A 20,543-nucleotide genomic window follows, 5' to 3' on the forward strand; every position below is an offset into this window, starting at 1 on the left:
CTTCGGCACCCCTTCTGGGGGCACCAACGGGCCGACGGATGCCGCTCGATCCGCGGAACCACGGGCCTCCCGTCCGGGTGGAGCGCAGTGGAGGGATCCGGGCGCGCAGAACACCGGTGTTCGTCCGTCGCGCCGCGTCATGCGGCGGCGCGAACGACGAACACCGGTGTTTTGCCCTCCCCGGCGCCCCGCCGGGCACACGAAAAACGGGGCCGGCCTGGGAAGGCCGACCCCGTGGAGGGATGTGGAGGAGCTAGTCCTGCTGGTTGCGCTTGTCCCAGCGCTCGTTCATCCGGTCGATGAACGAACCGCCGGAGGAACCACGAGCCGGGCGTGCGGCGCCGCGGGCCGGGCGAGCGGACGCGGGGCGACCCGGACGAGCTGTCGGGGTCCGACCGCCGGGGCGGAGCGCGAACAGCACTCCGGCCAACATGACGACGAAGCCGAGGACGCCGATGAGCGGCTGCTTGATGACGAGCCCGAGGACGATCACCCCGACGCCGACGAGACCGATCAGGACACCGATGGTGATCGCGGTGTACGTCGGACGACCCTGGCGGCGAGTGACGCGCGCCACGAAGTCGGAGTCGTTCTGGTAGAGGCTCCGCTCCATCTCTTCGAGGAGGCGCTGCTCTTGCTCCGAGAGTGGCATCTTGGTTCCCTCTTGTTCCTGGGATCGACGCGGTGGTAAGGGGTGGATCGATCTTACGACCGGGCCACCCACTAAGGTAAGGACCGTGGCTGAGAGTACGCGATTAGTGGACCTCGTCTCGGCGCGGATCGATCGGGCTCTCGACGAGCAGCGCGACCGCCTCGCGGCGATCAGTCCCGACCTGGTGTCCTTCGACACGTACGCACGGGACCTGCTGTCCGGGGGGAAGCGCTTCCGGGCGCTGTTCTGCTACTGGGGATGGCAGTCCGTCGCGGGCCGGTCCGGGTCGTTCGACCCGCTGTCGGAAGGCGCCCGGCAGACCACGGCCGAGGCGATCGTCACCGCCGCCGCCGCGCTCGAGGTCTTCCACGCCGCGGCCCTCGTGCACGACGACATCATGGACCGCTCGGACACCCGTCGCGGCCGTCCGGCAGCCCACCGTCGCTTCGAGTCCCAGCACGCCGACTCCGGGTGGGTCGGCGACCGGGCGCTCTACGGCACGAACGCCGCCCTGCTCCTCGGCGACATGCTCCTGTCGCTCAGCGACTCCGTCTTCGACGAGGCCCTCGCACTGCTCGACCCGGTCCGCGCGCGCATCGTCCGGCAGGAGTTCCACACGATGCGGCTCGAGGTCACCGCGGGTCAGTACCTCGACATCCACGAGGAGACCGCCTGGCCGACCGTCGACGACGCCGAACAGCTCGTCCGTGCACAGCGCGTCATCGTCTTCAAGTCCGCGAAGTACTCGGTCGAGGCGCCGCTGCTCATCGGGGCGCTCATCGCGGGTGCCAGCACGAGTCAGCTCGACGGCCTCCGGTCCTTCGGACTCCCCCTCGGCGTGGCGTACCAGCTCCGCGACGACATGCTCGGCGTCTTCGGCGACCCCGAGGTGACCGGCAAGCCCGCCGGCGACGACCTGCGTGAGGGCAAGCGGACCGTCCTCGTCGCCACCGCCCGGAAGTCCCTGCCGGTCGGTGCGCGCCAGCTGCTCGACGAACTGCTCGGCGACCCGGACCTCGACGACGACCAGGTGCAGATGCTCCGCGCGACCCTCACCGACTCCGGTGCGGTCAGCGCGGTCGAACGCTCCATCGAGCGGCACGTCCAGCGGGCGAAGGCCGCACTCGACGCGGCACCGCTGACGCCGTCGGCGCGCGAGCAGCTCGCGTCACTGGCCGACACGGTCAGCCGCCGCTCCGCCTGACCCATGCACCACCCGACGGACGGGAGGCCCGGTACCAGCTGGTACCGGGCCTCCCGTCCGTCAGATGGTCGCGACCAGCGCGACCAGCGCGACCAGCGCGACCAGCGCGACCAGCGCGACCAGCGCGACGCTAGAGCAGCGACTGTGCCGCGCGCCGGACCTCGGCCTTGCGGTTCGCGCGGAGTGCGGCGATCGGCGTCGTCCCCATCGCCTCGTCCTCGGTGAGCATCCACCGGACGGCCTCGTCGTCGGTCAGCCCGTTGTCCCCGAGGACGATGAGGGTGCCGCGCAGCGAGGGCAGCGGTTCGGTGTCGTCGAGGAACTCGCTCGGGACGCGGAGCACACCGTCGACGCGGGCGGGCAACAGGGTGCGCTCCTCGAACAGGCGGTGGACGCGGCCGGGGCTCACCCCCAACAGGTCGACCAGGTCGGGCACGGTCAACCAGCGTTCGGACAGGGCGTCGTCTCCGGGAAGGGCAGCACTCACGACACCCATGGTGCCAGAGCGAGGCGTGCCTGTGCAGCACCTGCCCTGCCGTGCCCCCGGAACCCGACCGATCCGACCGGCGGGCGTCACTCCAGTCACACGCGTCACACCAGTCACGAGCACAACTTCCTGCGCTCTGGTTGACTTGGGAATCACGGCGTGTCAGCGTGTGGTCACCTGTGTGTGCCGTGAACGTGCACACACGGCCGACAGACCCACCCCGTGCCGATGCCGTACGGAGACAGGAGAACGACCGTGGACAGGGACACGACCCCCGACGAGGCAGCCCGACGCCTCCGCTCGTCGCGCTTCGCGACGATGCCGATCGTCCTCGCCGGCACGATCGCGGTGACGGCCGGTCTGACCGGGCCGATCGCCCACGTCGAGCAACGCCACGACGACGAGTCCGGTCGTCGGCACGTCGACGAGGACCGGAACCTCGGCTCCCGCCCGGTGTTCGGCACCGCCGTCGCCCGAGCGCAGCAGCCGGTCGTGACCACCGTCGCCGCCACCCGTTCGGCAGCACCCACCTCGTACACCGTGCAGCAGGGCGACACCGTCTCCGGCATCGCGGCCCGCTACGGCCTGTCCGCGCAGGAGATCCTCGTCCGCAACGGCCTCGGCTGGAACACGATCATCCACCCCGGGCAGACCCTGCGCCTCGCGTCGACCCCGGTCGGCGGCGCGGTCACGACGAGCACCACGACCGCCAGCTACCACGTCAAGCAGGGCGACACCGTCTCCGGCATCGCGGCCAAGGTCGGCGTGTCGACCGCCGCGCTGCTCACCGCCAACGAGCTCTCCCAGCGCAGCGTCATCTACCCGGGGCAGTCGCTCCGCGTCCCCGCCGGACAGGCCGGCGCCACGAAGACGGCCACCACCGCCGGCCCGGCCGTCGCGAGCGCCGCCCCGACCACGAGCGCCGCCGTCGTCCGCGGCGGGACGGTCACCATCGGCAACGGCGACACCGTCCTGTCCGTCGCCACCACCCACGGCGTCTCGGTCTCGTCGCTCCTCGCGGCGAACGGCCTGACCTACACGAGCACGATCTACGCCGGCGGAACGCTCGTGCTGCCCACGAGCGGCCCGTCGCTCTCGGGCGAGCAGCGCACCAACGCCGCGACCATCGTCCGCGTCGGTCGGTCGCTCGGGGTGCCGGACCGCGGCCTCGTCATCGCGCTGGCGACGGCGATGCAGGAGTCGAACCTCCGGAACCTCGCGCACGGCGACCGTGACTCCGTCGGCCTGTTCCAGCAGCGCCCGAGCCAGGGTTGGGGCACACCCGGCCAGCTGCAGGACACCGTGTACGCCTCCGAGCTCTTCTTCGGCGGCTCGCGCAACCCGAACCCCGGTGTCACCGCCGGTCTGCTCGACATCCCGGGCTGGTCCTCGATGAGCGTGACCGAGGCCGCACAGGCCGTCCAGCGGTCCGCCTACCCGAAGGCGTACGCGCAGTGGGAGCAGTCCGCCCACGCCTGGCTCCGCTCGCTCTGATCCCCGGCGGTCCTCCCCGGCGGCGCTGACCGGCACCACCGGCTCATCCCTCCGGTCGAGATCGTGTAACGACCGGTGCGCCGGTGCCGGTCCTCCCCGTCCGGATTCGTAGAATGCCGCAGATGACCACGAACGCCGCCACGGACCCGATGATCGGTCGCATGATCGATCAGCGGTACCGCGTCCGCTCCCGCATCGCGCGCGGCGGCATGGCGACCGTGTACCTGGCCACGGACGTGCGCCTCGAGCGCCGCGTCGCGGTCAAGATCATGCACGGGCACCTGGCGGACGACCAGGCGTTCCGTGAGCGCTTCATCCAGGAGGCCCGCTCGGCAGCCCGGCTCTCCCACCCGAACCTGGTGGGCGTCTACGACCAGGGCGCCGAGGACGACTGCGTCTACATCGTCATGGAGTACATCCCGGGCATCACGCTCCGGGACCTGCTGCACGAACACCGCGCGCTGACGCCCGAGCAGGCGACGGACATCCTCCGTGCCGTGCTCGCCGGGCTGGCGTCCGCCCACCGCGCCGGCATCGTGCACCGCGACCTCAAGCCCGAGAACGTCCTGCTCGCCGACGACGGCCGGATCAAGCTCGGCGACTTCGGGCTCGCCCGCGCCACCACCGCGAACACCGCCACCGGCGCCGCACTGCTCGGCACGATCGCGTACCTCTCCCCCGAACTCGTCACCCGCGGCGCCGCGGACTCGCGCAGCGACATCTACGCGCTCGGCATCATGCTCTACGAGATGCTCACCGGCGAGCAGCCCTACAAGGGCGAGCAGCCGATGCAGATCGCCTACCAGCACGCCAACGACACCGTCCCCGCACCGAGCGCGGCGCTGCCCGGCGTCCCCGCCGAACTCGACGACCTGGTCGCCTGGGCCACCGCCCGCGACCCGCGCGACCGGCCCCGCGACGCCCGCGAGATGCTCGACCACATGGCGGGCGTCCAGCAGCGCGCCACCGGCCAGTACCGCACCGCGGTGCTCCGTCCCGAGAACGCGACCGCGATCCTCCCGTCCGGCGGCAGCGCCGGCGCCGCGGCCTTCGGCGACGACGACGCGGACGCCAGCGAACACGACACCACCGTCCTGGACCGCCGGGGCACGCAGGAGACCCCGCCGCGGCCCCGGACCGGCGGCCGGAACGCCCCCGGGCCACGACGGACCGGCGCGGTGACGGCGAGCCTGTCGCCGGCCGGACAGCGTCTGGCCGACAAGTCCGCCAAGCGACGGAAGCGCGGCTGGATCGCCCTGGTCGTCGTGGTCGTCCTGGCTCTCGTCGGTGCCGGAATCGCCGCCTGGTACGGTCCCGGACCCGGCGGCAACGTCCGGATCCCGGCCGTCGCGGGCAAGACGGTGTCCCAGGTCCGGCAGGCACTCGCCTCGAACGGGCTGCACGCCGCCCAGGCCACGGTGAGCCGACCCGACCTCGAGGTGGCGGCCGGCCTGGTCACCGCGACGCAGCCGCCCGCCGACCGCGAGGTCCAGAAGGGCACCGCCATCCGGATCGTCGTCTCGAGCGGCCCCCGGATGATCAGCCTGCCCGCGATCGTCGGACAGTCCGCGTCCACCGCACAGGCCGCCCTCGACGACGACTTCGACCTGCAGGACCCGCGGTACCAGTTCTCCGCCGACGTCCCCGCCGACACGGTGATCGCCGCGACCGGACGCGACAGCTCGGGCTCGGTCGACCTCACCACGGTCGAGCAGTACCCGGAGCGTGGCCCGGTCACACTCACCGTCTCGCTCGGCGCCGTGCCGGACGTCTCCGGCAAGTCGGTCGCCGACGCCACCACCACCCTGCAGGCCGTCGGTCTGGAGCTCGGCAGCCAGACGCAGCAGTTCAGCGACTCGGTGCCGGACGGCCAGGTCATCTCGTCGACGGTCACGGACGACCCCGCCGTGAAGGGCACCGCCGTCGACGTCGTCGTCTCGAAGGGGCCGGTGCCGATCACGCTGCCGTCCGTCAAGGGCAAGACCATCGACGAGGCCGCGTCCACCCTGCAGGCGCTCGGGTTGCGGGTCAGCTACCCGGACTGCACGAACATCCTCTGCGGCTTCTACGACTGGAAGAGCAAGCTGCCGGTCCGGTCCACGGACCCGGCCGCCGGCACCACGGTCCACAAGGGCGACACGGTCACCCTGGCTTACGACCAGTAGCAGGCCGGCCCGCTGCATGACGGGAGGCCCGACACCGGTCCGGTGTCGGGCCTCCCGTCATGCAGCGGGTGGTCCGCGCTAGCCGCGGATCACCGACGGGTGCGCCCGGAGTTCCTCGGCCACCAGGAAGGCGAGCTCGAGGGACTGCATGTGGTTCAGCCGCGGGTCGCAGAGCGACTCGTAGCGGGTCGCCAGGGTGGCCTCGTCGATGTGCTCCGAGCCGCCGAGGCACTCGGTGACGTCGTCGCCCGTGAGTTCGACGTGCATGCCGCCGGGGTAGGTGCCGACGGCGCGGTGGACCTCGAAGAAGCCGAGGACCTCGTCCACGACGTCGTCGAAGCGGCGGGTCTTGTAGCCGTTCGGGGTCGTCAGGCCGTTGCCGTGCATCGGGTCGGTGACCCACAGCGGGGTGGCGTCCATGCCCTTGACCGCCTCGAGCAGCTTGGGCAGCTCGTCGCGGATCCGGCCGGCGCCCATGCGGGTGATGAACGTCAGACGACCGGGCTCGCGCTCGGGGTCGAGCTTCTCGATCAGGGCTTCCATGTCGGCGACCGAGGTGCTCGGACCGAGCTTCACGCCGATCGGGTTCCGCACGCGGGACAGGAAGTCGACGTGGGCACCGTCGAGGTCACGCGTGCGCTCCCCGATCCAGATGAAGTGTCCGGACGTGTCGTACGCCTGGCCGGAGCGGGAGTCGATCCGGGTCATCGGGCGCTCGTAGTCCATGAGCAGGCCCTCGTGCGAGGCGTAGAACTCGACGTGCTTCAGCTCCTCGAAGTCGGCACCGCAGGCGGCCATGAACTGGATCGCACGGTCGATCTCGGCGGCGAGGTTCTCGTACCGGGCGTTCGCGGGGTTGGCGGCGAAGCCCTTGTTCCACGAGTGCACCTGCCGGAGGTCCGCGAAGCCGCCCTGCGTGAACGCACGGACCAGGTTCAGGGTCGAAGCGGCCGTGTGGTAACCCTGCACCAGGCGACGCGGGTCGGCCTGACGCGACTCCGGGGTGAAGTCGTAGCCGTTGACGATGTCCCCGCGGTACGCCGGCAGGGTGACGTCGCCGCGGGTCTCCCAGTCACTGGAGCGGGGCTTGGCGAACTGGCCCGCCATCCGCCCCATCTTGATGACCGGGGTCGACGCACCGTAGGTGAGGACGACGGCCATCTGCAGGATCGTCTTGACGCGGTCGCGGATCGAGTCGGCGGTGGCACCGGCGAAGGTCTCGGCGCAGTCCCCGCCCTGCAGCAGGAACGCGCGGCCCGAGGCTGCGGCGGCCAGGCGGTCGCGGAGCTGGTCGACCTCTCCTGCGAAGACGAGCGGCGGGAGGGTCGCGATCTCGGCCGAGGCGGCTTCGGCAGCCGCCGGGTCCGGCCACGTGGGCTGCTGCTTGATCGGGAGCGTGCGCCAGTGGTCGAGGCCCGCGATCAGGTCCGGATCCTGCAGGGTGAGGGAGTCGATCGACTCGGACAAGGCTGCACCTCGGTGTTCTGGTTCACGCACGGCCGCCGGTGGCCCGGCGGCGTCCCGGCGGATGCGGGACCGTCCGAGCCTACCGTCCGCCCGCGGTCCGACGCTCGCGCATGACGCTCTCGCGGGCGGTGCTGGCCCGCTCCTTGACGCTCGTCGCGTAGACGTCCTCGTACTCCTGGCGGCTCAGCCCGCGGAGCTCGTGCATGATCTCGTCCGTGACGCTCCGGAGGATGAACCGGTCGGTCTCCAGGCCCTCGAATCGCGAGAAGTCGAGCGGCTTGCCGAACACGACGCCGACGCGCTTGGCCTTCGGGAACTTCTGGCCGATCTGCTGGACCTCACGCGTGCCGACCATGGCTACGGGGACCACGACGACCCGGCCCTCCAGGACCATCCGGGCGATGCCGGTACGGCCGCGGTAGAGCTTGCCGTCCGGGCTGCGCGTGCCCTCGGGGTAGATGCCGAGCTGCTCGCCCCGGGCCAGGACCTGCAGCCCGGTGCGGAGGGACGCCTCGGACGCCTTGCCGCCGGAACGGTCGATCGGCAGCTGGCCGATCGCGTTGAAGAACGTCTTGGTCGCCCAGCCCTTGAGGCCGCGCCCGGTGAAGTAGTCGCTCTTCGCCAGGAACGACATCCGGCGGTCGAGGACGGCCGGCAGGACCACAGAGTCGATGAACGACACGTGGTTCGACGCGAAGATCACCGGACCGGACGCCGGCACGTTCTCGCGCCCGATCACCCACGGCCGGAACAGGGTCAGGATGAGCGGGCCGAGCACGAAGTTCTTCAGCAGCCAGTAGAGCATCGTCGACTCCGTCGGGTGGGAGGTGTTGCGGACCGTGCGGGGTTCGGGCCGTCGGTGTTCAGGCGGTCCGGGCGTGGATGCGGGCGAGGTCGGCGGCACCGACGACGCCGGCGTCGTTGACGAGCTCGGCGATCACGAAGTCCGGCTCCGGGTGGTAGCCACGGGCCGGCAGGTTGTTGAGGTACGCCTGCTTGATCGGTTCGAGCAGCCGGTCCCCCGCGCTGGCGACCCCACCGCCGAAGACGAAGAGCTGCGGGTCGAGCACGGCCGACAGGGACGCGCAAGCCTCGCCGAGGTGGCGGCCGAGACGACGGAGGGCCGCGAGGGCGCCCGGGTCGTCGGCCAGGATGAGTTCGCCCACGACGGCGCCGTCGAGCTGCCCGCCGTTCGCGTCGCGCGCCTCGGCCAGGGCGACCCCGATGCCGCCGGCGTCCGCGACGTCGTTCGCCATCCGCTGCAGGGCGCGACCGGAGCCGTACTGCTCGATGCAGCCGCGGGCGCCGCAGCCGCAGGGCAGGCCGTTCGGGACGATCCGGAGGTGGCCGATCTCGCCACCGGTGCCGAAGCCGCCGCGGAAGAGCCGGTCCTCGGTCACGATGGCGCCGCCGACGCCCGTGCCGATGGTCAGCATGGTCATGTCGGAGACGAGCCGACCGGCACCGAAGCGGAACTCGGCCCACCCCGCGGCGTTCGCGTCGTTGTCGACGGTGATGTGCAGGTCGCCGAGGCGCTCCTGGAGCTTCTGGCGGAGGGGTTCGTTGCGCCAGCGGATGTTCGGCGTGTAGTAGACGATCGACTGCGAGGCGTCGATGAAGCCCGGCGCAGCGACCCCCACCGCACCGACCTGGTGCTGGAGTCTGAGGCGCTCGACCATCGACACGACGTCGTCGAGCATGGCGATCGGGTCCGCAGCGTTCGTGGCGACCCGGTCCTCGGCGAGGATCTCGCCCAGTTCCGTGACGACCGCTCCCGCGATCTTGGTGCCCCCGATGTCGATTCCGATGGCATGCACGAACACGGAGCCTACCGGTTCGGCGACGACTCACCGAACGTGCCGGGAGGCGTCCTATGCTGAACGGGAGCCGTCTCGAAGATGAGCGGACTCACATCGAACGGGACAACGAGGGAGTTGCCGTGACCGATCAGCGTGCCGACCGCACCACGTCCACCAGCACGGGCGGGTCGCCCACCGCGCACGACACCGCGCCGGCGACCGCACCCGGGCGTCATGCCGGGCCCGGACCCGACCAGGTCAGGACCTCAGCCACACCCGACACAGCCACACCCGACACAGCCACGCCCGACACCGGCCCGGTCGCGCCCGACCACGGATCCGCCGCCCGGCTGCTGTCCGACCGGGCGCGGCTCACCCCCACACGGGCGATCCTGGCCGAACGCACCGGCGACACCTGGACCGGCATCAGCGCCGCCGACGTCCTCGCACGCGTCCGCGCGATCGCGAAGGGCTTCGTCGCCGCCGGCCTGCGGCCCGGGGCGCACGTCGCGATCCTCTCGCGCACCCGCATGGAGTGGACGCTCGTGGACTTCGCCGTGTGGACCGCCGGCCTGGTGTCCGTGCCGGTCTACGAGACGAGCTCCCCCGACCAGATCCGGCACATCCTGTCGGACTCGGAATCCGTGGCGATCGTCGTGGAGAAGGAGGAGCACGCGCGCCGTGTCGCCGCCATCGCTCCGGACCTGCCCCACCTCGCCCAGCACTGGACGATCGACGGCGGGGGCCTCGACGACCTGGGCCGCCTGGGCGAGGAGATCGCGGACGAGGAGCTCGACGCCCGGACGGCCGCCGTCTCCGGGCGCGACGACGCCACGATCATCTACACCTCCGGCACCACCGGCCGGCCGAAGGGGTGCGTGCTCCGCCACGACAACTTCACCGCCACGGTCGAGGGGTCCACCGAGGCGATGTCCGAGATCGTCTCCGGCGACGCCTCCACGCTGCTGTTCATCCCGATGGCCCACGTCTTCGCACGGTTCATCGCCGCGATGTCCGTCTCGGCGGGCGTCCTGGTCGGGCACGAGCCGGACACGAAGGACCTGATGCGGGCGGTCTCGACCTTCCGGCCGACCTTCCTGCTCGCTGTCCCCCGGGTGTTCGAGAAGATCTACAACTCGGCCGAACAGAAGGCCGACCTCGGCGGCAAGGGGCGGGTGTTCCGCGCTGCGGCCGCCACCGCCGTCGCGCACTCCGAGGCCGTCGCCGCCGGACGGGTGCCGTTCCCCCTCGCCCTGCGCTTCCGGCTCTTCGACCGGCTCGTGTACCGCCGGCTCCGCGACGCGATCGGGGGTCGGGTCCGCTACGCGATCAGCGGCTCGGCACCGCTCTCTCCGCGGCTGTCGCACTTCTTCCGCTCCATCGGCGTCGACATCCTCGAGGGCTACGGGCTCACCGAGACGACGGCCCCGGCGACGGTGAACCGTGCGACCGAGCTCCGGATCGGGACGGTCGGCCGGGCACTCCCGGGTGTCGAGGTGCGGATCGCCGACGACCAGGAGATCCTCATCCGCGGCGTCGACGTCTTCGACCGCTACTGGCAGAACCCCGAGGCCACGGCGGCTGCCTTCCGCGACGGCTGGTTCCGCACCGGCGACCTCGGCCGACTGGACGACGACGGCATCCTGTCGGTCACCGGCCGGGCCAAGGAGCTCATCGTCACCGCGAGCGGCAAGAACGTGGCCCCGGCCCCGCTCGAGGACGCGATCCGTGAGCACCCGCTCGTCGGGCAGGTGGTCGTCGTCGGGGAGGGCAAGCCGTTCGTCGCCGCCATCGTCACCCTCGACCGCGAGATGCTGCCCGGTTGGTGCGAGGCACGCGGCATCGCCCCGGCACTCAGCCCGCAGCAGGCGGCCCACGACGAGCGGGTGCAGCAGGCCGTCCAGGAGGCCGTGGACACGGCGAACGCGCGGGTGTCACGCGCCGAGTCGGTGCGGTCGTTCTCGGTCGTCGACGCGGACCTCACCGAAGCGTCCGGACACCTCACCCCGAAGCTCACGATCAAGCGTTCGGTCGTCCTGCGGGACTTCGCCGCCGACATCGAGTACATCTACTCCGGCTCCGCGGTGCAGACCACGGCGACGCCGGTGGTGCAGTCGCGTCGCCGGCACTGACCGCCGAGCGGGCCGGCCGCGCTGACCGCCGAGCGGTCGGGCCGTGACGTACCGGAGGCCCGCCACCCGTCCATCGGACGGGTGGCGGGCCTCCGGTCGGTCGCCTGCGGGTACGGCCCGCGACGATCAGGCCTGCGGGACCTCCGGGGAGTCGATCGGGTCGAGCACCGCGGTCGAAGCGGTACTCACCGAGACCGGCTCGGGCCGGCGGTTCGTGCGGGTGCGGTGCGAGCTGAGCTCGTCATTCTGAGGTGCCATCGTGCTCGTCCTCGTGCGTGGGATGTCCGTCGGCGGGAGACCGACCCGGATACGGTACCGCGTGATCCGGCTGTCCTGACAATCCCACGTCCGGGTGTCACGGACGCCCTCGGCGAACGACCCGGTGCCCTCGTCAGCGACGCATCGCGATGACCGCCGAGGACTTCGCGCTGGCGGTCGCGACGCCCGGGTGCGTCATCGAGACGCGCACCCGGTACTTCGCCTCCGGCAGGCTGCCGAGAGCGAACCGCACCGAGTTCGTGCCTTTCACGACCTTGACGTTCTTCGCGACGGTGTGCCACGAGCCGGAACCGCTCCGCGCGACCGACACGGTCGCCGTCGTCCCGGACACCCAGGCGGCGTCGTGGAACTTGACGGTCGTGGCACCCGTGGCGCTCGGGTCGGTCCGGAGGTGGATCGCCTTGAGGTGCCAGGTCAGCGAGCCCGGGTCCTCGTTCGGGTCGAACCGCAGCTGGCTGATCGTCCGACCGGCCCAGCCGAGCTTCGGCGACAGCGCGTCCTCGTCGAGGTCGTTCTGCGCCGACAGGTCGATGTCGATACGCCGGGCGTTCCCGCCGGACCAGGTGAGCATGTCGTTGCCGATCTGCGGGACCGTCGACGAGGGGTCCCACCAGATGAGCCGCGCCATCTTGCCGCCGCCGGGGGTGCCGGCGAGCGAGAAGCCGCCGTCGTAGGTGTACTCGACCGACAGGTGGTGGTACGAGTTCGCCAGGAAGCGCGACACCGGGAGGGACAGCTGCGAGTCACCGGGGTACTGCCCCGAGTTCCGGGCCGTCATGCCGTCGGCGCCGTAGCCGAGGACCGTCGCGTACTTCACGCCGACACCGCTGGCGTTGCCCGCGTTCGTGAACACCCACGGCTTCCCCCGCTGCCGGGTCGCGAGGTCGACACCCTGTCGGACGTTGGGCGAGTCGACGACCGGGCGGGGGCGACGTGCCACGACGGCGTCGCCGTAGGTCCCCGGCGGGTAGGCGGCGTGCGCACCACCGGCGCCGCGCAGCCGCGTCCAGTCGATGAGCGCCGTCCCGGACTTGCCGGCCGGCAGCACCACGGGGTCGAGCCGGAGCGCGACGATCTTGCCCGACCAGGGACGCCCGGACTGCAGCGTCGACGCGGACGACAGCGAGAGGTCGTAGACCTTGTTGCCCGGCGTGACCGGGAACGTGATGCCGCCGCCGCACTCCGAGGTCTTCTCGCGGCAGGTCCACCACCACACGGCGCCGATCTGCCGGTCGAAGGGCTGGCTCATCTTGAAGGACAGGCGCTTGTACCGCGACGCGTCGATGGGCATCGCCGCACCGTCGCGTCCGTACGGCAGGCTGCCGCTGACCGTGTCGACGAGGGACACCGAGTCCCCGGACCGCAGCGCGACGCGGAGATTCCCGTTGCTGACCGCCGCCGAGGTGCCCACCGCGTCGGTGTTCTGGTCGGCGGTGTTCGAGTAGTCCCACGGGTCGCCGTAGACCTCGGAGGCGAAGTCCGGCGACTCGACCTCCCGGGTGGCGGCCTGGGCCGGCGCGGCCGTCGGGACGATGGTGACGGTCGTCCCGACCAGTGCCGCGAAGGCGGTCGTGACGACGATGAGCGCGGTACGACGACGTGCCACGCGGTGACGCTGCTGCATGCTGCTGATCCCCTGACCTGCACCGTCACGGCGACGGTACGAGGTGACCGTACCCAGCGGAGCGACCGGAGTCAGTCCGCATTCGTGGGGACAAGCGCACCCGTCTTCAGGGGGTGCGCTCGCGCTCCGGCGGGTGGCGCGGAGCGGCCGCCGCTCAGTGGAACCAGTCCTGCGCCCGGATGTCGCGCAGCGCCTGTCGCCGGGTGTCCGGGTCGAGCGTCATCACGTAGACGGTGCCGTCGAGGTGGTCGCACTCGTGTTGCAGGGCCTCGGCCATCAGCCCGGTGCCCTCGAGCTCGACCGGTTCGCCGTCGACGTCGACGCCCCGGACCTTCGCGTACGGGAAGCGCTTCGTCGGGTACGCCAGACCGGGCACGGACAGGCAGCCCTCGTCCATGAGCTCGGGCTCGCCGGACGTCTCGACGACCTCCGGGTTCAGGACGTACCCGACCTCGCCGTCGACGTTGTACGAGAAGGCGCGGAGCCCGACGCCGATCTGCGGCGCGGCGACACCGGCACGGCCGGGCTCCTGGACGGTGTCGATGAGGTCCTGCACGAGTTCGCGGACCCCGTCAGACCCGATGCGGACCGGGTCGGCGGGCGAACGGAGGACGGGGTCGCCGAAGAGGCGGATGGGACGGACGGTCACGTTACTGCAGCACCACCAGGAGGTCGCCGGCGTCCACCTGCTGGGTCACCGGGATCGCGAGACGGCCGACGGTCCCCGCGACGGGTGCCGTGATGGCCGCTTCCATCTTCATCGCCTCGATGCTCGCCACGGCCTGACCGGCCTCGACGACGTCACCGACGGCGACCTTGAGCGTCACGACCCCGGAGAACGGGGCAGCGACGTGCTTCGGGTCGGACCGGTCCGCCTTCTCGGCGGCCTTGGTCTCCACGACGACCGACCGGTCACGCACGGCCACCGGCCGCAGCTGGCCGTTCATCGTCGCCATCACGGTCCGGATCCCCCGGGCGTCGACCTCGCCGATCGCCTCGAGCCCGACGAGCAGGTTCACGCCCTTGCCGAGCGGCACGACGTGCTCCTCGCCGGCGCGCAGCCCGTAGAGGTAGTCGACCGTCGGCACCACGGAGAGGTCGCCGTACTCGTCGCGGATCTGCTGGAACTGCCGGGTCGGCTGGTCGAACAACAGCCGGTTGAGGGCCTGCTGTCGCGCCGTGCCGGGGGTGTCGAGCGCCGCACGCTCGTGCTCCGGCACCGGCGTGACCGCGATCCGGACGTCACGACCGGCGAGGACCTTCGAGCGGAACGGTTCGGGCCAGCCGCCCGGCAGGTCGCCGAGTTCGCCCGCCATGAAGCCGATCACCGAGTCCGGCACGTCGTACTTCTCCGGGTGCTGCTCGAAGTCCGCCGGGTCGGCGTCGACCGCTGCGAGCTGCAGGGCGAGGTCGCCGACGACCTTCGACGACGGCGTGACCTTCGGCGGGCGTCCGAGGATCCGGTTCGCCTCGGCGTACCAGTCCTCGACCTGCTCGAACCGGTCGCCGAGCCCGAGGGCCATCGCCTGCTGGCGGAGGTTCGACAGCTGTCCACCGGGGATCTCGTGCTTGTAGACGCGCCCGGTCGGCCCGGCGAGCCCGGACTCGAACGGCGCGTACACGCGGCGGACCGCCTCCCAGTACGGCTCGAGGTCGCCGACGGCGCCCAGGTCGATGCCGGTGTCCCGCTCGGTGTGCGCCAGCGCCGCCACCAGGGCCGACATGCTCGGCTGGCTGGTCGTCCCCGCCATCGGCGCCGCGGCCACGTCGACCGCGTCCGCACCGGCGCGGGAGGCCGCCAGCAGCGTCGCGAGCTGCCCACCGGCGGTGTCGTGCGTGTGCACGTGCACCGGCTGGTCGAAGCGCTCCCGCAGCGCGGCGACCAGCTTCTCGGCCGCCCCCGCGCGGAGGAGGCCCGCCATGTCCTTGATGCCGATGACGTGCGCACCGGCGTCGACCATCTGCTCGGCGAGCCGCAGGTAGTAGTCGAGCGTGTACAGGTCCTCGGCCGGGTCGAGGAGGTCGCCGGTGTAGCAGAGCGCCGCTTCCGCGACGGCCGTGCCGGTCGCGAGTACGGCCTCCAGGGCGGGACGCAACTGGCTGACGTCGTTCAGCGCGTCGAAGACCCGGAACACGTCGACGCCGGTCGCGGCCGCCTCGGCCACGAACGCGTCGGTCACCTCGGTCGGGTACGGCGTGTAGCCGACCGTGTTGCGGCCACGCAGCAGCATCTGGATCGGGATGTTCGGCATCGCCTGGCGCAGCGACGTCAGGCGCTCCCAGGGGTCCTCGCCGAGGAACCGGAGGGCGACGTCGTACGTCGCGCCGCCCCAGGCCTCGACGCTGAGCAGCTGCGGGGTGAGCCGGGCGACGTACGGGGCGACCGCGACGAGGTCCTTCGTGCGCACCCGGGTGGCGAGGAGCGACTGGTGCGCGTCCCGCATCGTGGTCTCGGTGACGGCGAGGGCGGTCTGTGCACGGAGCGACCGCGCCCACTCGGCCGGGCCGACGCGGAGCAGCAGGTCGCGCTGTCCCTCGGGCACCGGGGCGGTGAGGTCGGCGGCCGGCAGCTTGAGCGCCGGGTCGACGACGTGCGCGGCGGGCGAGCCGTTCGGCTTGTTCACCGTGACGTCGGCCAGCCAGTTGAGGACCTTCGTGCCGCGGTCCTTCGACACGTGGCCGGCGAACAGCTGCGGACGCTCGCCGATGAACGCCGTGGAGACGTCCCCGCGGGCGAAGTCCGGGTCCTCGAGGACTGCCTGCAGGAACGGGATGTTCGTGCTCACGCCGCGGATCCGGAACTCGGCCAGGGCACGGCGCGCCCGGGCGACCGCCGCCGGGAAGTCACGGCCGCGGCACGTCATCTTCGCGAGCATCGAGTCGAAGTGCGGGCTGATCTGCGCTCCGGTCGCCACCGTGCCGCCGTCCAGGCGGACGCCGGCGCCACCCGGGCTGCGGTACGTCGTGATGCGACCGGTGTCCGGTCGGAAGCCCTGGGTCGGGTCCTCGGTCGTGATGCGGGTCTGCAGCGCGGCACCGTGCACCGAGACGGTGTCCTGCGACAGGCCGAGGTCGGCGAGGGTCTCCCCCGCCGCGATGCGCATCTGCGACTGCACCAGGTCGACGTCGGTGACCTCTTCGGTGACCGTGTGCTCGACCTGGATGCGCGGGTTCATCTCGATGAAGACGTGCTGCCCGGCGCGCTCGCCAACGGTGTCGAGCAGGAACTCGACCGTGCCGGCGTTGACGTACCCGATCGACCGGGCGAAGGCGACGGCGTCGCGGTGCAGTGCTGCGGCGACGGCCGGGTCGAGGTTCGGTGCCGGAGCGATCTCGACGACCTTCTGGTTGCGCCGCTGCACCGAGCAGTCCCGCTCGAACAGGTGGATCGTGCCGGCGTCCGTGCCGGTGGCGTCGGCGAGGATCTGCACTTCGATGTGCCGCGGCCGGAGCACCGCCATCTCGAGGAACATCGTCGGGTCGCCGAACGCACTGTCGGCTTCGCGCATCGCCTCTTCGAGGGCCGGACGGAGCTCGGCGGGGGTCTCGACCCGACGCATGCCACGACCGCCGCCACCGGCGACGGCCTTCGCGAACACCGGGAAGCCGATCGCTTCGGCGCCGGCGACGAGTTCGTCGACGTCACGACTGGCCGGGGTGCTCGCGAGCACCGGGACGCCCGCCGCGATCGCGTGCTCCTTCGCCGTCACCTTGTTGCCGGCCATCTCGAGCACGTGCTCGCCCGGGCCGATGAAGGTGATGCCGGCGGCAGCGGCAGCGGCAGCCAGCTCGGGGTTCTCGGACAGGAACCCGTAGCCCGGGTAGATCGCGTCCGCCCCCGACTCGCGGGCGACCCGGATGATCTCGGAGACGTCCAGGTAGGCGCGGACCGGATGGCCACGCTCGCCGATCAGGTAGGCCTCGTCGGCCTTCAACCGGTGCAGGGAGTTGCGGTCTTCGTACGGGTAGACCGCCACGGTCCGGGCACCGAGCTCGTACGCTGCGCGGAAGGCTCGGATGGCGATCTCGCCACGGTTCGCGACCAGGATCTTGGTGAACACGAGGTCCCTTTCAGCCCGGGTTGAGGTCTCACAACCTTACTGGCGGTAACGTTGCTCATCGTGCATGTACTCAGCGTGAGCTCGCTCAAGGGCGGTGTCGGCAAGACGACGGTGACGCTCGGCCTGACGTCGGCAGCGTTCGCCAAGGGTCTGCGCACCCTCGTGGTGGACCTCGACCCCCAGTCGGACGTCTCCACGGGCCTCGACATCGACCTGACCGGCCACCTCAACGTGGCCGACGTCCTCGAGAACCCGAAGGAGAAGATCGTCCGCCAGGCCATCGCGCCGTCCGGCTGGACGAAGGGCTCCCAGGGCAAGATCGACGTCATGGTCGGGTCGCCGTCCGCCATCAACTTCGACGGGCCGCACCCGTCGATCCGCGACATCTGGAAGCTCGAAGAGGCCCTGGCGAACGTCGAGGCCGACTACGACCTGGTCCTCATCGACTGCGCGCCGTCGTTGAACGCCCTGACCCGCACCGCGTGGGCAGCGTCCGACCGGGTCTCCGTCGTCACCGAGCCCGGCCTGTTCTCGGTCGCCGCGGCGGACCGGGCGCTCCGTGCGATCGAGGAGATCCGTCGTGGTCTGTCGCCGCGCCTCCAGCCGCTCGGCATCATCGTGAACCGTGCGCGGGTCCAGTCGCTGGAGCACCAGTTCCGCATCAAGGAGCTCCGCGACATGTTCGGGCCGCTCGTCCTGTCCCCGCAGCTGCCCGAGCGCACCTCGCTCCAGCAGGCGCAGGGTGCTGCGAAGCCCCTGCACGTGTGGCCCGGCGAGTCCGCGCAGGAGATGGCGCGGAACTTCGACCAGCTGCTCGAGCGCATCATGCGAACGGGCAAGATCGGGCCGTACGCGGACGGTGCGGGCGCCATCGCCTGACGCTCGTCCGTCACGCACGAGGGGTCGCCTGCGGGCGACCCTTCGTCGTTACCGGGGACCGTGCCTCGCCCTCAGGGCCGCCCCGTGCGGAGCCGAGCCGGCGTACCCGGGCCTGCCGCGCCTCCCGAGAGAGCACGACGCACCGCCGGCCGGACGCCGCGATGCCGGAATCCGGGCATCTGGGGCGGCGAGGTGCCGCGATCGCGGCATCTCGGGCGGGTGCGCGCGCGACGCGAGGCACGGGCCGCGGCCGGGAGGCGCGGAGCGCGGCCGTCAGGCGGCCGACGGAACCGGGACGGTCAGGAAGCGCGGGTCGCGCGTCGCGCCGCGAGCTCGTCGCTCGGGTCCTCCGCCGGGGTGGCGTCGAGCTCCACCAGGGAGGACTCGACCTCACGCAGGACCTTGCCCACGGCGATGCCGAAGACGCCCTGACCGCGGGAGACCAGGTCGATGACCTCGTCGTCCGAGGTGCACAGGTACACCGAGGCGCCGTCGGACATCAGGGTGGTCTGTGCCAGGTCGCTCACACCGGCTTCGCGGAGCTGGTTCACGGCCGTGCGGATCTGCTGCAGCGAGATGCCGGTGTCGAGCAGACGCTTGACGAGCTTGAGGACCAGGATGTCCCGGAAGCCGTAGAGCCGCTGCGACCCGGAGCCGGCAGCGCCGCGGATGGTGGGCTGGACGAGTTCGGTCCGGGCCCAGTAGTCGAGCTGGCGGTAGCTGATGCCGGCGGCCTTGGCGGCGACGGTGCCGCGGTAGCCGTTCTGTTCGTCGTGCTCGGGCAGACCGTCGGTGAAGAGCAGCCCGAGGTCGTACCGCGTCATGTCAGACGGGGTACCGGGGACATCGTTCCCACTCATCAGCTTGCCTTCCACGACGATCGAGCTCCCACCCGAAGCTTCAACAGCGGGTTGAGAGTTGTTCCGAGGTCCACGGTAGCGAGTCGGGCGCCGTGGAGGCGGGACATCCGCTCCGGCGAGTCCGGCGTGTCGAGGATATGCCCCGCGACCGCCAGCCGTCGAGGGTCCGACCCGCCCGGGCCGCTCACGAGTCGAGCCGACCGATGGCCGCGCGGATGAGTGACGAACGGATGACCTCGAGGTGTCCGGCGATCTCTCGGGCGAGTTCGAGGGCCTTCGCGCGGGACGTGGCGTCACCGCGGCGGGACACCGGCATGAGTGCGGACTCGATGAGCCCGACCTCTCGCTCGGCGGTGCTGCGGAAGGTCCGGAGGTGCCGGGGCTCGATGCCGGAGCGCTGGAGCTCGACGAGGGCCTTGAGCACCCCGACCGAGTCCTCGCCGTAGGAGTCGGACGCCGGGATGAGGGAGGCGGACACCGCGTCGCCGACGAGCATCGGGGACGCACCCGCGGCACGCTGCAGTTCGTCGCGGGAGTACCGGCGTTCCCGGCCGAGCATCGACGGTCGGGGGACGTCGCCGCCACCGGGCAGCGTCGGTTCGCGTCCGGCGTCGAGGTCGGCGAGGTAGTCCTTGATGACCTTGAGCGGCAGGTAGTGGTCGCGCTGGAGCCCGAGCACGATGCGCAGCCGGTCGACGTCGGCGGAGGAGAACTTCCGGTAGCCGCTCTGGGTGCGCACCGGGGTCACGAGTTCGCGCTCCTCGAGGAAGCGCAGCTTGGAGCTCGACAGGTCGGGGAACTCGGGCTTCAGACGCGCGAGGACCTGCCCGATCGTGAGCAGGTCCGGCGCCGGGGACACCGCCCGCGCCGCAGCGGAGCGGGGTGCCACTACGCGTTCGCCAGGCGCGCCAGGTCGACCCGGGAGGCGTAGAACGTCAGGCGGAACTTGCCGACCTGGACTTCGGAACCGTCGACGAGCAGTGCTTCGTCGATGCGGACGCCGTCGAAGTACGTGCCGTTCAGCGAACCGAGGTCCTTGACGCTGAACGAGGTCCCCCGTCGGACGAAGTCGGCGTGCTTGCGCGACACCGTGACGTCGTCGAGGAAGATGCTGGCATCGGGGTGTCGTCCGGCCGTGGTGACGTCGGAGTCGAGGAGGAACCGCGCACCGACGTTGGGGCCGCGCCGGACGACGAGCAACGCCGAGCCCGACGGCAGCGCCGAGATGGCGTCGCGTTCTTCCGCTGTGACTCCGGCTTCGGCCGTGAGCGCCGCGGCGTTCTCCATGCTGAAGGTCAGCGTGGTGTCGACCAGCCGCTGCTCCGGGTGTCCCGGCTGCGGGACCACTGGATCTGGCATCGTGGACCTCCTCCTCTTGGTCGCCCAGCGTATCGGAAACGAGCGGGTCGGCGAGAGCCCCGTGCACAGGGGACAGGTGAG

Annotated in this window: 17 protein-coding genes; 5 read left to right on the forward strand and 12 right to left on the reverse strand. The window is 71.5% G+C overall.

Annotated elements, in window-relative coordinates:
* Window positions 1–253: 253 nt before the first annotated feature.
* Window positions 254–652, reverse strand: a complete 399-nt coding sequence (locus E9228_RS03805) for a DUF3040 domain-containing protein (protein ID WP_166779222.1) — start codon at window positions 650–652, stop codon at window positions 254–256.
* Between the two features lie 85 nt (window positions 653–737).
* On the opposite strand from E9228_RS03805, the gene E9228_RS03810 reads away from it, so the two are divergent.
* Complete coding sequence (locus E9228_RS03810; protein ID WP_166779223.1) at window positions 738–1,856, forward strand: polyprenyl synthetase family protein; 1,119 nt, start codon at window positions 738–740, stop codon at window positions 1,854–1,856.
* A gap of 130 nt (window positions 1,857–1,986) precedes the next feature.
* On the opposite strand, the gene E9228_RS03815 is transcribed toward E9228_RS03810, so the two are convergent.
* Window positions 1,987–2,343 (reverse strand): Rv2175c family DNA-binding protein, encoded by a 357-nt coding sequence (locus tag E9228_RS03815; RefSeq protein WP_425248364.1) that lies wholly within the window; start codon window positions 2,341–2,343, stop codon window positions 1,987–1,989.
* Between the two features lie 228 nt (window positions 2,344–2,571).
* On the opposite strand from E9228_RS03815, the gene E9228_RS03820 reads away from it, so the two are divergent.
* Together E9228_RS03820 and pknB are read left to right on the forward strand one after the other, a co-directional pair.
* Window positions 2,572–3,837 carry a LysM peptidoglycan-binding domain-containing protein gene (locus E9228_RS03820; RefSeq protein WP_482156222.1) on the forward strand — a complete coding sequence of 422 codons (1,266 nt, stop codon included), beginning with the start codon at window positions 2,572–2,574 and terminating at the stop codon, window positions 3,835–3,837.
* Window positions 3,838–3,959: 122 nt separating this feature from the next.
* On the forward strand, window positions 3,960–6,002 hold the full coding sequence (pknB, locus tag E9228_RS03825; RefSeq protein WP_208385456.1) for a Stk1 family PASTA domain-containing Ser/Thr kinase: 2,043 nt from the start codon (window positions 3,960–3,962) through the stop codon (window positions 6,000–6,002).
* A 78-nt stretch (window positions 6,003–6,080) separates the two neighbouring features.
* Here the strand turns inward: pknB and E9228_RS03830 are convergent, their stop codons facing one another.
* The 3 genes from E9228_RS03830 to E9228_RS03840 form a co-directional block, all read right to left on the reverse strand.
* On the reverse strand, window positions 6,081–7,427 hold the full coding sequence (locus E9228_RS03830; RefSeq protein ID WP_166779399.1) for a class II 3-deoxy-7-phosphoheptulonate synthase: 1,347 nt from the start codon (window positions 7,425–7,427) through the stop codon (window positions 6,081–6,083).
* 121 nt (window positions 7,428–7,548) lie between these two features.
* Complete coding sequence (locus E9228_RS03835; RefSeq protein WP_166779225.1) at window positions 7,549–8,274, reverse strand: lysophospholipid acyltransferase family protein; 726 nt, start codon at window positions 8,272–8,274, stop codon at window positions 7,549–7,551.
* A gap of 58 nt (window positions 8,275–8,332) precedes the next feature.
* The gene (locus E9228_RS03840) at window positions 8,333–9,286 is read right to left on the reverse strand and encodes an ROK family glucokinase (protein WP_111075108.1); all 954 of its coding nucleotides are present in this window, start codon (window positions 9,284–9,286) and stop codon (window positions 8,333–8,335) included.
* Window positions 9,287–9,618: 332 nt separating this feature from the next.
* Here E9228_RS03840 and E9228_RS03845 point away from each other — a divergent pair, with 332 nt between their 5' ends.
* On the forward strand, window positions 9,619–11,400 hold the full coding sequence (locus E9228_RS03845; RefSeq protein WP_166779400.1) for an AMP-dependent synthetase/ligase: 1,782 nt from the start codon (window positions 9,619–9,621) through the stop codon (window positions 11,398–11,400).
* A 126-nt stretch (window positions 11,401–11,526) separates the two neighbouring features.
* Here the strand turns inward: E9228_RS03845 and E9228_RS17290 are convergent, their stop codons facing one another.
* The 4 genes from E9228_RS17290 to E9228_RS03860 form a co-directional block, all read right to left on the reverse strand.
* The gene (locus tag E9228_RS17290) at window positions 11,527–11,658 is read right to left on the reverse strand and encodes a hypothetical protein (RefSeq protein WP_289845914.1); all 132 of its coding nucleotides are present in this window, start codon (window positions 11,656–11,658) and stop codon (window positions 11,527–11,529) included.
* 133 nt (window positions 11,659–11,791) lie between these two features.
* Complete coding sequence (locus E9228_RS03850; protein WP_166779226.1) at window positions 11,792–13,285, reverse strand: hypothetical protein; 1,494 nt, start codon at window positions 13,283–13,285, stop codon at window positions 11,792–11,794.
* Window positions 13,286–13,457: 172 nt separating this feature from the next.
* Window positions 13,458–13,952 carry a peptide deformylase gene (gene def / locus E9228_RS03855; protein ID WP_166779227.1) on the reverse strand — a complete coding sequence of 165 codons (495 nt, stop codon included), beginning with the start codon at window positions 13,950–13,952 and terminating at the stop codon, window positions 13,458–13,460.
* A 1-nt stretch (window position 13,953) separates the two neighbouring features.
* Window positions 13,954–17,364: a pyruvate carboxylase gene (locus E9228_RS03860; RefSeq protein WP_166779228.1), complete on the reverse strand. Its 3,411-nt coding sequence runs from the start codon at window positions 17,362–17,364 to the stop codon at window positions 13,954–13,956.
* A gap of 60 nt (window positions 17,365–17,424) precedes the next feature.
* Here E9228_RS03860 and E9228_RS03865 point away from each other — a divergent pair, with 60 nt between their 5' ends.
* Window positions 17,425–18,243: a ParA family protein gene (locus E9228_RS03865; RefSeq protein ID WP_111080436.1), complete on the forward strand. Its 819-nt coding sequence runs from the start codon at window positions 17,425–17,427 to the stop codon at window positions 18,241–18,243.
* A gap of 299 nt (window positions 18,244–18,542) precedes the next feature.
* Here the strand turns inward: E9228_RS03865 and E9228_RS03870 are convergent, their stop codons facing one another.
* The 3 genes from E9228_RS03870 to E9228_RS03880 form a co-directional block, all read right to left on the reverse strand.
* Entirely contained in the window at window positions 18,543–19,103 is a 561-nt protein-coding gene (locus E9228_RS03870; protein ID WP_110825505.1) for a MerR family transcriptional regulator, read from the reverse strand.
* Between the two features lie 184 nt (window positions 19,104–19,287).
* Entirely contained in the window at window positions 19,288–19,992 is a 705-nt protein-coding gene (gene ftsR, locus E9228_RS03875) for a transcriptional regulator FtsR (RefSeq protein WP_341849756.1), read from the reverse strand.
* A complete protein-coding gene (locus E9228_RS03880) occupies window positions 19,992–20,462 on the reverse strand; it encodes an FHA domain-containing protein (RefSeq protein ID WP_166779229.1) in 471 nt (156 codons plus the stop codon). The genes ftsR and E9228_RS03880 overlap by 1 nt, the downstream gene beginning before the upstream one ends.
* Window positions 20,463–20,543: the final 81 nt, after the last annotated feature.

The sequence above is a fragment of the Curtobacterium salicis genome, from assembly GCF_011759505.1.
GTDB lineage: Bacteria > Actinomycetota > Actinomycetes > Actinomycetales > Microbacteriaceae > Curtobacterium > Curtobacterium salicis.

Bases quoted from the DNA above. Each gene is read 5' to 3' on its own strand.
- E9228_RS03805 (WP_166779222.1), bottom strand. From the start codon at position 652: ATGCCACTCTCGGAGCAAGAGCAGCGCCTCCTCGAAGAGATGGAGCGG.
- E9228_RS03820 (WP_482156222.1), top strand. From the start codon at position 2,572: ATGCCGTACGGAGACAGGAGAACGACCGTGGACAGGGACACGACCCCC.
- pknB (WP_208385456.1), top strand. From the start codon at position 3,960: ATGACCACGAACGCCGCCACGGACCCGATGATCGGTCGCATGATCGAT.
- E9228_RS03835 (WP_166779225.1), bottom strand. From the start codon at position 8,274: ATGCTCTACTGGCTGCTGAAGAACTTCGTGCTCGGCCCGCTCATCCTG.
- E9228_RS17290 (WP_289845914.1), bottom strand. From the start codon at position 11,658: ATGGCACCTCAGAATGACGAGCTCAGCTCGCACCGCACCCGCACGAAC.
- E9228_RS03870 (WP_110825505.1), bottom strand. From the start codon at position 19,103: ATGAGTGGGAACGATGTCCCCGGTACCCCGTCTGACATGACGCGGTAC.
- E9228_RS03880 (WP_166779229.1), bottom strand. From the start codon at position 20,462: ATGCCAGATCCAGTGGTCCCGCAGCCGGGACACCCGGAGCAGCGGCTG.